Genomic DNA, 12,450 nt, shown 5'->3' with positions numbered 1-12,450 from the left:
CGGCGTCGCCCACTAATCTTTCGCGAGTACTTCGCCGCATATCCGCGTGCCCCCGGCGCATACCCCAGTCGCCGCGAACACAGGACCGATCGCACACCATCCCGGCCCGATCGCCCGCCCTGACCGGGCGGCAGCGGCGGAGTGTTCGTACCCCCCCCGCTCAAACAGTGCCGGATGAGGAGACTGTCCAGGATGAACCGCAAGACCTTGGTGCTGCCGGCCGTGGCCGGCCTGCTCGCCCCGCTGCTCGTCGCCTGCGGCGGCTCGGACGAAAGCAGAGCCATCGTCGTCGGCACCACGGACCAGTTCCTCGCCACCAGCGAGGCCCCGGCGCCCCTCGACCCCGCCTTCGCGTACGACACGGGCGCCTGGAACATCCTGCGCCAGACCGTGCAGACGCTGATGCACGCGCCCCGCGGCGGCGGCGAGCCCGTCCCCGAGGCCGCCGAGAGCTGCGCGTTCAGCGACAAGGCCAGCGAGAGCTACCGCTGCAAGCTGCGGGAGGGCCTCACCTTCTCCGACGGCTCGCCCGTCACCGCCGAGGACGTCAAGTTCTCCGTCGAGCGCGTGCTGAACATCAAGTCCGACAACGGCACCGCGGCGCTCCTCGCGAACATCGACGCCATCGAGACCAAGGGCGACCGCGAGATCGTCTTCCACCTCAAGACGCCCGACGCGACCTTCCCGTACAAGCTGTCCACCCCGGTCGCCGGCATCCTGAGCAAGAACAAGTACGGCGCCAAGGAGCTCCGCGAGGGCTTCGAGGTCGACGGCTCCGGCCCGTACACGATGAAGGTCGAGCGCGACGGCGACCGCATCGCCAAGGCCGTCTTCACCAAGAACCCGAAGTACAAGGGCGACATCACCCTGCGCAACGACAAGGTCGAACTGCGCTCCTTCGCCGACGCGGACGCCATGGGCAAGGCCCTCGAGGACCGCCAGATCGACATCATGACCCGCTCGATGTCGCTCGACCAGATCAAGAAGTTCACGGAGACCCCGCAGGCGGGCATCGAGCTCACCGAGGTCCCCGGCCTGGAGATCCGCTACCTCGCCTTCAACACCGAGGCCCCCGCCGTCAAGGACAAGGCCGTCCGGCAGGCCATGGCCTCCGTGGTCGACCGCGGCGCGCTCGTCAGCTCGGTCTACGGCGAGACCGCCCAGCCGCTCTACTCGCTGATCCCCTCCAGCATCACCGGGCACTCCACCGACTTCTTCGACATCTACGGAGAGCCCAGCGCCACCAAGGCCCGCGGCATCCTGCGCGACGCCGGCGTCAAGACCCCGGTGAAGCTCACGCTCCACTACACCACCGACCACTACGGCTCCGGCACGAAGAAGGAGTTCGAGACGCTGCAGCGGCAGCTGAACTCCACGGGACTCTTCCAGGCCACCGTCGAGGGCACCGAGTGGGCCAAGTTCCGCCCGGCGCAGAAGCGCGGCGACTACGCGGTCTACGGCCTCGGCTGGTTCCCCGACTTCCCGGACCCGGACAACTACGTCGCCCCGTTCCTCGACGCGGACAACTTCCTCAACACGCCCTACGTGAACAAGGCCGTCCGCGAGCAGCTCATCCCGCAGTCGCGCCGCTCGGCCGACCGCACCGCAGTCAGCCCGGTCTTCGGCGAGATCCAGGAGACCGTGGCCAAGGACGTGCCGCTGCTGCCGCTCTGGCAGGGCAAGCAGTACGTCGCCGCCCGCGACGACGTGACCGGCGTCGAATGGGCTCTGAACACGTCCTCGGACCTGCTCCTGTGGGAGTTCGGCCGGGGCAGCGCCTGACCGCTCCACCAGCTCGGTGACACCGGCCGCGCACGGGGCGCGGCCGGCCTGGCAAGAGATCAAGAGGCAAGTTCTGTGAAGCACAACAAGTGGCTGACGGCCCCGCTCGCCGCGGGCCTGTCCGCCGCCCTGCTCAGCGGCTGCGGCGCGGAGCAGGGCGGGGGTTCCGCCGGCTCGGGGGCCAACATCCGGGTCGGGATGTCGGACGAGGTCCTGGCCACCGATCCCGCCGCCGGTTACGACCCCGGCTCCTGGCTGCTGTTCAACAACGTCTTCCAGTCCCTGCTGAGCTTCCCCAAGGGCACCTCCACGCCCGAGCCGGAGGCCGCCGAGAAGTGCGGCTTCGAGTCGGGCAGCAAGGTCTACCGCTGCACCCTGCGCGAGGGCCTCACGTTCTCCAACGGCAACGCCCTGACCGCCGAGGACGTCAAGTTCTCCTTCGAGCGCGCGCTCGAGATCAACGACCCGTCCGGCCCGGGCCCGCTGCTGTCCTCGATCGACACCATCGAGACCCCGGACGACCGGACCGTCGTGTTCCGGCTGAAGGTGCCGGACGCCACCTTCCCGAGCAAGATCGCCTCGGGCGCCGGCTCGATCGTCGACCACCGCGAGTACGCCGCCGACGCGCTGCGCACCGACGGCAAGGCGGTCGGTTCCGGTCCGTACAAGCTCGAGTCCATCAGCGACACCGAGGCCGTCTTCTCCGTCAACTCCTCCTACCGGGGCAGTGCCCAGCCGAAGAACGGCGGCATCACCCTCAAGCTGTACGACGGAGACCGCGAGGCCCTCTCGAAGGCGATCGCCGACCAGGACGTCGACGTCGCCTACCGTGGCCTCGCCGCCGACGACATCGCCGCCCTGGAGAACTCCGAGACGACCGACGACCGTGGCATCGAGGTCGTCCAGGGCACCAGCGCCGAGGTCCAGCACCTGGTGTTCAACGTCAAGGACCCGGTCGTCGGCAAGCTCGGCGTCCGCCGGGCGATCGCCCACCTCGTGGACCGCGAGGCCCTCGTCCAGGACGTCCTCAAGTCCACGGCCACCCCGCTGTACTCGATCGTCCCGGCCGGCGTCGCCGGACACAACACCGCCTTCTACGACACCTACGGCAGCCCCGACGTCGCCAAGGCCAAGAAGGCGCTCCGCAAGGCCGGCATCACCGACAAGGTGAAGCTCACGCTCTGGTCCACCCCCAGCCGCTACGGTCCCTCCACCGACCAGGAGCTCAAGGCGATAGCCGAGCAGCTCAACGCCAGCGGCCTGTTCGACGCCGACGTCCAGTCCGTTGCCTTCGAGCAGTACGAGAAGGACATCGCGGCCGGCAAGTACGGCGTCTACGTCAAGGGCTGGGTCCCCGACTACCCCGACGCCGACAACTTCACCGCCCCGTTCTTCGGCGAGGACAACGTCCTCGGCAACAACTACGAGAACGACACGATCACCGGCACCCTCCTTCCGAGGACCTCGGCCGCCGCCGACCGCGGCGCCACCGACGCGGACTACGGGAAGCTCCAGGACCTGGTCGCCGACGAGCTGCCGATCCTCCCGCTGTGGCAGGGCAAGCAGTACGCGGTCGCCCGCGACAACGTCACGGGCCTGGAGTGGACCCTGGACGCCTCCACGGTCTTCCGCTTCTGGGAGCTCAAGAAGAGCTGACCCGCCCGGACGCCGCCCCTCGCGGGCGGCACGAAGGCGACACGGCGAGGGGCCCGGCGCGCGACCAGCGCGCCGGGCCCCTCCCGTACGTCCGGGGACGGCGCTACTGCGCGCCCGGCCGCACCAGACCGCTCTCGTAGGCGTACACCGCCGCCTGCACCCGGTCGCGCAGCCCCAGCTTCGTCAGCACGTGCCCCACGTGCGTCTTCACCGTCGTCTCGCTGACGAAGAGGTCCGCCGCGATCTCCGCGTTCGACAGGCCGCGCGCCACCAGCTTCAGCACCTCGACCTCGCGCTCGGTCAGCGTGTTCAGCGTGTCCGGCACCTGCTCCTCACCCGACGGCAGGTGCGCCGAGTACTTGTCGAGCAGCCGCCGCGTGATCGACGGGGCCAGCATCGCCTCGCCGGCCGCGACCACCCGGATCGCCTGCACCAGCTCGTTGGCCGGCGCGTCCTTCAGCAGGAAGCCGCTCGCCCCCGCGCGCAGCGCCTCCACCACGTACTCGTCCAGGTCGAACGTGGTCAGCACCAGGACCTTCGCCGGACCGTCCCGGCCGGGACCGGTGATCTGGCGCGTGGCCTCGACCCCGTCCATCCGCGGCATCCGGATGTCCATCAGCACCACGTCGGGCTGCAGCGCCCGGACCTGCTCCAGGGCCTGGAGGCCGTCCCCGGCCTCACCGACGACCGCGAGGTCCTGCTCCGCCTCCAGAATCATCCGGAAGCCGGTGCGCAGCAGCGGCTGGTCGTCGACCAGTAGGACGCGGATAGCCACAGGAACTCCTCTACGGGGCGGGCGGGACCGGCCCCATTCTGCCCTGACCCGATTCGCCCGACTCCGGCGGGCGCGCGGAAACGATCTCCAGCGGGTACACCGGGGGCGTGCCGCCGAACTCGGGGCACACCTCCTGGTGGTCGCACCAGCCGCACAGTTTCGTCGGACGGGGCCGCCACTCGCCCGTCTCGGTCGCCAGCCGGATCGCCTCCCACAAGGCCAGCAGCTTGCGCTCCACGCGCAGCAGGTCCGCCTCCACCGGGTCGTACGTCAGCACGTCCCCGCTGCCCAGGTAGACCAGCTGGAGCCGCCGGGGCACGACCCGCTTCAGCCGCCAGATCACCAGCGCGTAGAACTTCATCTGGAACAGCGCGCCCTCGCTGTACTCCGGCCGCGGCGCCTTGCCCGTCTTGTAGTCGACGATCCGCACCTCGCCCGTCGGCGCCACGTCGATCCGGTCGATCACGCCCCGCAGCCGGAGCCCCGAGTCCAGCTCCGTCTCGACGAACAGCTCCCGCTCCGCCGGCTCCAGCCGTGTCGGGTCCTCCAGCGTGAACCACCGCTCGACCAGCCGCTCCGCCTCGCCCAGCCACTGCGCCAGCCGCTCGCCCTCCGCGTCCTCGGCGAACAGCCCGGCCAGCTCCGGCTTCGACTCGAGCAACCGGTCCCACTGACCCGGGATCAGCGACTTCGCCCGCGGCGCCGTCCGCTCCACCGCCGGCGCGTCGAAGAGCCGCTCCAGCACCGCGTGCACCAGCGTGCCCCGGGTCGCGGCCTCGCTCGGCTTCTCCGGCAGCCTGTCGATCACCCGGAACCGGTACAGCAGAGGACACTGCATGAAGTCGCTCGCCCGCGAGGGCGACAGCGACACGGGGGCTCGGGGCCCCGCCGGCGGCTGCTCGCTCGTACTCATGACCAAGACCCTACGACCCGCCACCGACAGCGAGCGGAATACCATCGACGACAGACCCCCTCACACTGCATGATCGAAACGTGACGCAGTGCCGCGACGAAGCGGATCACGCAGCTCGGCCACGAAAGGATCCCGTGAACCAGGACGACGAGCGCGGCGAGGACCACCGGCCGCGATCCGGCGCATCGGAACCCGGGCCCGCGACGCCGCAGCCGACCGGAGGCCCCGCCGGCGACGGCGGCGGAGGCAAACCGCGACGGTCCGAGGACCCCGGCGGCGGCATCCTCATGGGCCGCCCCTTCGGGGTGCCCGTCTACGTCGCGCCCAGCTGGTTCCTCGTCGCCGCCCTCATCACCTGGGTCTTCGGCGACCAGATCGAGCGCGTGCTGCCCGACCTCGGTGCGGCCCGCTACCTCGTCTCGCTCTTCTTCGCCGTCGCCTTCTACGCCTCCGTGCTGGTCCACGAACTGGCCCACACGATCGCCGCCCTCCGCTTCAAGCTCCCGGTGCGCCGCATCCAGCTCCAGTTCTTCGGCGGCGTCTCCGAGATCGAGAAGGAGACCGAGACCCCGGGCCGCGAGTTCGTCCTCGCCTTCGTCGGCCCGCTGCTCTCCCTCGTCCTCGCCGGCCTCTTCTACCTCACCCTGTACGCCGTCGAGCCCGGCACCGTCCCCGGCGTCCTGCTCGGCGGGCTGATGATCTCCAACCTGATCGTCGCGGTCTTCAACCTGCTCCCCGGGCTCCCGCTCGACGGCGGCCGGATGCTGCGCGCGGTCATCTGGAAGATCACCGGCAAGCCCATGAGCGGCACCGTCGCCGCCGCGTGGGTCGGCCGCGCCCTGGCCGTCACCGTCCTCATCGGCCTGCCACTGCTCACCCGCACCGGCCTCCTCGGCAACGAGACCGACGACATCAGTGGCATGGAAACCGTCACCGACGCCCTGCTCGCCGCGATCCTCGCCGCCATCATCTGGACCGGCGCCGGCAACAGCCTGCGCATGGCCCGCCTGCGCGAACACCTCCCCGACCTGCGCGCCCGCAGCCTCACCCGCCGCGCCATCCCGGTCGAGCCGGCCACCCCGCTCTCCGAGGCGCTGCGCCGCGCCAACGAGGCCGGAGCCCGCGCCCTCGTCGTCGTCGACGGCCAGGGCGCCCCCACCGGCCTGGTCCGCGAGACCGCCATCGCCGGTGTCCCGCAGCACCGCCGCCCCTGGGTCGCCGTCAGCACCCTCTCCCAGGACCTCACCGACGGCATGCGGGTCCCGGCCGAACTCACGGGCCAGCCGCTCCTCGACCACCTGCGGGCCAGCCCCGCCTCCGAGTACCTCGTCGTCGAGGACGGCGGCGAGATCTACGGAGTCCTGTCCGCGGCCGACGTGGAACGCGCCTTCGTCCGGGCCATGGCAAGACCCTCCTCGTAACCCCGGTACTCTGGTCACATGTCCGAACCGACCGGTGCCGCCCGCCGTCGCGGGCCCTTCAAGGTCGGGGACCAGGTCCAGCTCACCGACCCCAAGGGACGCCACTACACGTTCACGCTCGAGGCCGGGAAGAACTTCCACACCCACAAGGGTTCCTTCCCCCACGACGAGCTGATCGGTGCTCCCGAGGGCAGTGTTGTCCGTACCACGGGAAACGTCGCCTACCTTGCGCTGCGCCCCCTGCTCCCCGACTACGTCCTGTCCATGCCCCGCGGCGCCGCCGTGGTCTACCCCAAGGACGCGGGGCAGATCCTGGCCTTCGCCGACATCTTCCCCGGCGCACGCGTCGTGGAGGCCGGGGTCGGCTCGGGCTCGCTCAGCAGCTTCCTGCTCCGCGCCATCGGCGACAGCGGCATGCTGCACTCGTACGAGCGCCGTGAGGACTTCGCCGAGATCGCCAAGGGCAACGTCGAGCGCTACTTCGGCGGCCCGCACCCGGCCTGGCAGCTGACCGTCGGCGACCTCCAGGACAACCTGTCCGACACGGACGTCGACCGCGTCATCCTGGACATGCTCGCTCCCTGGGAGTGCCTGGAGGCCGTCTCCAAGGCGCTCGTCCCCGGCGGCATCCTCTGCTGCTACGTGGCGACCACCACCCAGCTCGCGCGCACCGTGGAGTCCATCCGCGAGTTCGGCTGCTACGCCGAGCCGCAGCCGTGGGAGTCCATGATCCGCAACTGGCACGTCGAGGGCCTGGCCGTCCGCCCGGACCACCGGATGATCGGCCACACCGGCTTCCTCGTCACCGCCCGCCGTCTCGCCGACGGCGTCGAGCCCCCGATGCGCCGCCGCCGGCCCGCCAAGGGCGCCTACGGCGAGGACTACGAAGGCCCCAACAAGGGCTGACGTCCCCCGGGCCTGACGTCCCGACAACCACAGCGCGCCGCTGTCGAGTTCCCGCCCCGCCGCGGGAACTCGACGGCGGCACCTTCACGTTCGGGCACGTTCGCGTTTGCTTTCGGCATTTCACCGCCCGGCCCGCCGGGATCCCCGTACCCCGGCTGTTCCGCCCGCCTGTGACGTGTGGCACGATGCCCGGAACTCCTTCCGCACCACCCTCACAGGAGACGTCTCGCGTGCAGCCCTCCGCCGTCCCGGACCTCGCGCACACCCACGCCCGGCCGGTGCACTGGCTGGCCACCGCGACCGCGATGGCCGCCGTCGTCGCCGCGGCCGGCCTGCTGCAGCCCGGTGCGGCGACCGCCACCACCGAGGCCGGACCGAAGACCGCCCCGGCCGCCGCGCCCGCGGCCGCGCCCGCCCCGGACGCCGCCGGAGCCGACTACCCGCTGCAGTGCGGGGGAGGGCCGAGCAAGGTCGCCCGGCAGGCGCAGGGGGATCTCGACGGGGACGGAAACCCCGAGACCGTCGCAGTCGTGCACTGCGAAGCCGGATCGGGCACCCCGCCCAGCGGGATCTACGTCCTCACCCGGGGAGAGAAGGGCGCCGCGCGTGTGGTGGCCACCCTCGTGGAGCCGGCGCAGCAGAAGAACGTCGCGGACCTGACCGTGCGCGACGGGGCGGTCACCGCCACCCTGCTCGGCTACTCGTCCCCGGACGTGCCCAGCTGCTGCCCCGACGAGCAGGAGAAGGTCAAGTGGCGCTGGCGGGGCGGCGCGTTCGTCCGCAGCGGCCAGGACGACGCCCGCGCCCTCTGAAGGACTTCACCGCTCCGTCGCCGCCGCCGGGAACCCGGCCGCCGGCGACGGAGCGTGAGCATCACGCACCCGAATCGTCACTCCGCGTCAGGACCGTAGACCTCGACCCGGTCCGCGACCCGGCGTACGTGGATGCAGTCGCCGGGGCACTCCTTCGCGGAGTCCACCACGTCCTGGAGCAGCGGCAGCGGCACCGGCGTCGTGGCGCCCGCGTCCTGCAGCAGCTCGTCGTCGGCGCTCTTCACGTACGCCAGGCCGTCGATGTCGAGCTCGAAGACCTCGGGCGCGTACTGCACGCAGATCCCGTCTCCGGTGCAGAGGTCCTGGTCGATCCAGACCTCCAGCGCCTCGCCGGCGCCCGTCGTCGGGGCCTCGTGCTGCACGGTCATGATTCCTGCCGTTTCTGCGTCTGGTTCGTAAGTCCGGTCAAGCCTGACGGGTGTTGACCACTGACGACGATACAACCGCCGGCTTTCCGATGTTGATGGGTGGGTATTCACCTGGCGTGAGGGGAAGCGCAAGGGTGAAGATCGGACACACCCCGACAGTCTTTGTGATCTAGGGGTTTCAATCACCACCCACGCAGGTAGGGTCAGGAAGCGTCCAGCTCCCCTTGGAGGAGGTGAGGACCGTGGCAGCCCACGACGACGACATCAACCGCGGCATCCGGCCGGGGCGGGGGTCTGAAGACCCCGCCGGCCAGGTTGCCTATCTCGAGCAGGAAATCGCCGTCCTGCGCCGCAAGCTCGCCGACTCTCCGCGCCATACGAGGATTCTCGAAGAGCGGATCGTCGAGCTGCAGACAAACCTGGCCGGCGTGTCCGCGCAGAACGAGCGACTCGCCAATACCCTCCGTGAGGCCCGCGACCAGATCGTGGCCCTCAAGGAGGAGGTCGACCGGCTCGCACAGCCGCCGGCCGGCTTCGGTGTCTTCCTGCAGACGAACGAGGACGGCACCTGCGACATCTTCACCGGGGGCCGCAAGCTCCGGGTGAACGTCAGCCCCAGCGTCGAGCTCGACGAGCTCCGGCGCGGCCAGGAGGTCATGCTCAACGAAGCGCTCAACGTGGTCGAGGCCATGGCGTTCGAGCGGGCCGGGGACATCGTCACCCTCAAGGAGGTCCTCGAGGACGGCGAGCGTGCCCTGGTGGTCGGGCACACCGACGAGGAGAGGGTGGTGAGGCTCGCCGAGACGCTGCTGGACACCACCATCCGACCCGGCGACGCCCTGCTGCTCGAACCCAGGTCCGGCTACGTCTACGAAGTGATCCCCAAGAGCGAGGTCGAAGAGCTCGTCCTCGAAGAGGTCCCCGACGTCGACTACGACAAGATCGGCGGTCTGGGCGGCCAGATCGAGATGATCCGCGACGCGGTCGAGCTCCCGTACCTCCACCCGGATCTCTTCAAGGAGCACGAACTGCGTCCGCCGAAGGGCATCCTGCTCTACGGACCGCCCGGATGCGGCAAGACGCTCATCGCCAAGGCGGTGGCCAACTCCCTTGCCAAGAAGGTCGCCGAGGTGACCGGTCAGCCCGCCGGGAAGTCGTACTTCCTGAACATCAAGGGCCCCGAGCTCCTCAACAAGTACGTCGGCGAGACCGAGCGGCACATCCGCCTCGTCTTCCAGCGTGCTCGGGAGAAGGCGAGCGAGGGCACCCCCGTCATCGTCTTCTTCGACGAGATGGAATCCCTCTTCCGCACCCGTGGATCCGGTGTCAGCTCGGACGTGGAGAACACCATCGTCCCGCAGCTGCTCGCCGAGATCGACGGCGTGGAGGGGCTGGAGAACGTCATCGTCATCGGCGCCTCCAACCGCGAGGACATGATCGACCCCGCGATCCTGCGGCCCGGCCGGCTCGACGTCAAGATCAAGATCGAGCGTCCGGACGCGGAGGCCGCGAAGGACATCTTCGCGAAGTACCTCACTCCGACCCTGCCCCTGCACTCGGACGACCTGTCCGAGCACCAGGGCTCGAAGGAGGCCGCCGCGCACGGAATGATCCAGTCCGTCGTGGAGCAGATGTACGCGGAATCCGAGGAGAACCGCTTCCTGGAGGTCACGTACGCCAACGGCGACAAGGAAGTCCTGTATTTCAAGGACTTCAACTCCGGAGCGATGATCCAGAACATCGTCGACCGGGCGAAGAAGATGGCCATCAAGGCTTTCCTCGACCACAACCAGAAGGGCATCCGCGTCTCCCATCTCCTCCAGGCCTGCGTGGACGAGTTCAAGGAGAACGAGGACCTGCCCAACACCACCAACCCCGACGACTGGGCCCGGATCTCCGGAAAGAAGGGCGAGCGGATCGTCTTCATCCGCACCCTCGTCACCGGAAAGCAGGGCGCGGACACGGGACGCTCCATCGACACGGTGGCGAACACCGGTCAGTACCTGTAGATCGCACACCGGCTGCGGATGTCCGGACCACGGGCATCCGCAGCCGGCCGCTTTTCCCCCGCAGCAAAGACGTAATCGATCTCCCCACCGGCGCGGAGTCGCTCTAGGCTCTTCGGTACCGCCGAGGCGCGCAGTGCGGGGACGGGCACCGCACACGCATCGGCAGAGAGCGGTACTTGAGCGCCGCACCCGAAGGGGAGCGCCGCCGGGCAAGGAGGGCCGCATGACCGTACGGCGAGTAATGGGCATCGAGACGGAGTACGGGATCTCCGTCCCGGGACACCCGAACGCCAATGCCATGCTCACCTCGTCCCAGATCGTCAACGCCTACGCGGCGGCGATGCACCGGGCGCGCCGCGCCCGCTGGGACTTCGAGGAGGAGAATCCGCTGCGGGACGCCCGCGGCTTCGACCTCGCCCGCGAGGCCGCCGACTCGAGCCAGCTGACCGACGAGGACATCGGCCTGGCCAACGTGATCCTCACCAACGGTGCCCGCCTCTACGTCGACCACGCCCACCCCGAGTACAGCGCCCCCGAGGTCACCAACCCCCGCGACGCCGTGCTCTGGGACAAGGCGGGCGAGCGGATCATGGCCGAGGCCGCCGAGCGGGCCGCCCAGCTGCCCGGTGCCCAGCCGATCCACCTCTACAAGAACAACACCGACAACAAGGGCGCCTCCTACGGGACGCACGAGAACTACCTGATGAAGCGGGAGACCCCGTTCTCGGACATCGTGCGCCACCTGACCCCGTTCTTCGTCTCGCGGCAGGTCGTCACCGGCGCCGGCCGGGTCGGCATCGGCCAGGACGGCCGCGACCACGGTTTCCAGATCAGCCAGCGCGCCGACTACTTCGAGGTCGAGGTGGGGCTGGAGACCACGCTGAAGCGCCCGATCATCAACACCCGGGACGAGCCGCACGCCGACGCCGAGAAGTACCGCCGGCTCCACGTGATCATCGGTGACGCCAACCTCTCCGAGATCTCGACCTACCTCAAGCTCGGCACCACCGCCCTGGTCCTGTCGATGATCGAGGACTCCTTCGTCAACGTGGACCTGGCCGTGGACCAGCCGGTGCGCACCCTGCACCAGGTCTCGCACGACCCGACCCTCCAGCACCTGGTCACGCTCCGCAGCGGCCGGACACTCACCGCGGTGCAGCTCCAGATGGAGTACTTCGAGCTGGCCAGGAAGTACGTGGACGAGCGCTACGGCGTCGACGCGGACGAGCAGACCAAGGACGTCCTCAGCCGCTGGGAGGACACGCTCAACCGGCTCGAGAACGATCCGATGAGCCTGGCGGGCGAGCTGGACTGGATCGCCAAGCGCGAGCTGATGGAGGGCTACCGGCGCCGGGACGGCCTGGACTGGGACGCGGCCCGGCTGCACCTGGTCGACCTCCAGTACGCCGACGTGCGCCCCGAGAAGGGCCTGTACAACCGCCTGGCGGCCCGTGGGCGCATGAAGCGGCTCCTGGACGAGACCGAGGTCGTACGGGCCGAGACGAAGCCTCCGGAGGACACCAGGGCCTATTTCCGGGGCCGCTGCCTGGAGCAGTACGCGGACGACGTCGCCGCGGCCTCCTGGGACTCGGTCATCTTCGACCTGCCGGGGCGGGACTCGCTCCAGCGCGTGCCGACCCTGGAGCCCCTGCGGGGCACCAGGAACCACGTCAAGGAGCTGCTGGACCGGTGCCGGACGGCCGAGGAACTGGTCCGCGTCCTGTCGGGCGCCTGACGCCTGAAATGCCCGGGCATTGGGAATCATGGGACTAGTGCCCGGGCGTTGT

At 69.8% G+C, this 12,450-nt stretch carries 10 protein-coding genes; 7 read left to right on the top strand and 3 right to left on the bottom strand.

Annotated features, from left to right (window positions below):
- Positions 1–192: 192 nt before the first annotated feature.
- Together EAO71_RS08955 and EAO71_RS08950 are read left to right on the top strand one after the other, a co-directional pair.
- On the top strand, positions 193–1,782 hold the full coding sequence (locus tag EAO71_RS08955; RefSeq protein ID WP_147977229.1) for an ABC transporter substrate-binding protein: 1,590 nt from the start codon (positions 193–195) through the stop codon (positions 1,780–1,782).
- A gap of 75 nt (positions 1,783–1,857) precedes the next feature.
- Positions 1,858–3,438 carry an ABC transporter substrate-binding protein gene (locus EAO71_RS08950; protein ID WP_147977228.1) on the top strand — a complete coding sequence of 527 codons (1,581 nt, stop codon included), beginning with the start codon at positions 1,858–1,860 and terminating at the stop codon, positions 3,436–3,438.
- Between the two features lie 103 nt (positions 3,439–3,541).
- On the opposite strand, the gene EAO71_RS08945 is transcribed toward EAO71_RS08950, so the two are convergent.
- Entirely contained in the window at positions 3,542–4,213 is a 672-nt protein-coding gene (locus EAO71_RS08945) for a response regulator (RefSeq protein ID WP_147977227.1), read from the bottom strand.
- A 10-nt stretch (positions 4,214–4,223) separates the two neighbouring features.
- On the bottom strand, positions 4,224–5,126 hold the full coding sequence (locus EAO71_RS08940; RefSeq protein WP_261992065.1) for a RecB family exonuclease: 903 nt from the start codon (positions 5,124–5,126) through the stop codon (positions 4,224–4,226).
- Positions 5,127–5,413: 287 nt separating this feature from the next.
- Between EAO71_RS08940 and EAO71_RS08935 the strand changes: the two genes are divergently transcribed.
- From EAO71_RS08935 to EAO71_RS08925, 3 genes are all read left to right on the top strand, one after another.
- The gene (locus EAO71_RS08935) at positions 5,414–6,547 is read left to right on the top strand and encodes a site-2 protease family protein (protein WP_399757530.1); all 1,134 of its coding nucleotides are present in this window, start codon (positions 5,414–5,416) and stop codon (positions 6,545–6,547) included.
- A gap of 18 nt (positions 6,548–6,565) precedes the next feature.
- Positions 6,566–7,453 carry a tRNA (adenine-N1)-methyltransferase gene (locus EAO71_RS08930; RefSeq protein ID WP_019884997.1) on the top strand — a complete coding sequence of 296 codons (888 nt, stop codon included), beginning with the start codon at positions 6,566–6,568 and terminating at the stop codon, positions 7,451–7,453.
- Positions 7,454–7,683: 230 nt separating this feature from the next.
- Entirely contained in the window at positions 7,684–8,265 is a 582-nt protein-coding gene (locus EAO71_RS08925; RefSeq protein ID WP_147977224.1) for a hypothetical protein, read from the top strand.
- 77 nt (positions 8,266–8,342) lie between these two features.
- On the opposite strand, the gene EAO71_RS08920 is transcribed toward EAO71_RS08925, so the two are convergent.
- Positions 8,343–8,654, bottom strand: coding sequence for a ferredoxin (locus tag EAO71_RS08920; RefSeq protein ID WP_147977223.1), 312 nt, complete (start codon positions 8,652–8,654; stop codon positions 8,343–8,345).
- 242 nt (positions 8,655–8,896) lie between these two features.
- Between EAO71_RS08920 and arc the strand changes: the two genes are divergently transcribed.
- Together arc and dop are read left to right on the top strand one after the other, a co-directional pair.
- The gene (gene arc / locus EAO71_RS08910) at positions 8,897–10,663 is read left to right on the top strand and encodes a proteasome ATPase (RefSeq protein ID WP_147977222.1); all 1,767 of its coding nucleotides are present in this window, start codon (positions 8,897–8,899) and stop codon (positions 10,661–10,663) included.
- Positions 10,664–10,886: 223 nt separating this feature from the next.
- Positions 10,887–12,398 (top strand): depupylase/deamidase Dop, encoded by a 1,512-nt coding sequence (gene dop / locus EAO71_RS08905; protein ID WP_147977221.1) that lies wholly within the window; start codon positions 10,887–10,889, stop codon positions 12,396–12,398.
- Positions 12,399–12,450 lie beyond the last annotated feature (52 nt).

The organism is Streptomyces sp. MS191, from assembly GCF_008042125.1.
GTDB lineage: Bacteria > Actinomycetota > Actinomycetes > Streptomycetales > Streptomycetaceae > Streptomyces.
The sequence above is the reverse complement of the archived record's forward strand: the minus strand, read 5'-3'. Positions and strand labels throughout refer to the sequence as shown.

Coding starts and splice junctions, on each gene's coding strand:
- EAO71_RS08955 (WP_147977229.1), top strand. CDS start 193: ATGAACCGCAAGACCTTGGTGCTGCCGGCCGTGGCCGGCCTGCTCGCC.
- EAO71_RS08930 (WP_019884997.1), top strand. CDS start 6,566: ATGTCCGAACCGACCGGTGCCGCCCGCCGTCGCGGGCCCTTCAAGGTC.
- EAO71_RS08940 (WP_261992065.1), bottom strand. CDS start 5,126: ATGAGTACGAGCGAGCAGCCGCCGGCGGGGCCCCGAGCCCCCGTGTCG.
- EAO71_RS08920 (WP_147977223.1), bottom strand. CDS start 8,654: ATGACCGTGCAGCACGAGGCCCCGACGACGGGCGCCGGCGAGGCGCTG.
- EAO71_RS08935 (WP_399757530.1), top strand. CDS start 5,414: ATGGGCCGCCCCTTCGGGGTGCCCGTCTACGTCGCGCCCAGCTGGTTC.
- dop (WP_147977221.1), top strand. CDS start 10,887: ATGACCGTACGGCGAGTAATGGGCATCGAGACGGAGTACGGGATCTCC.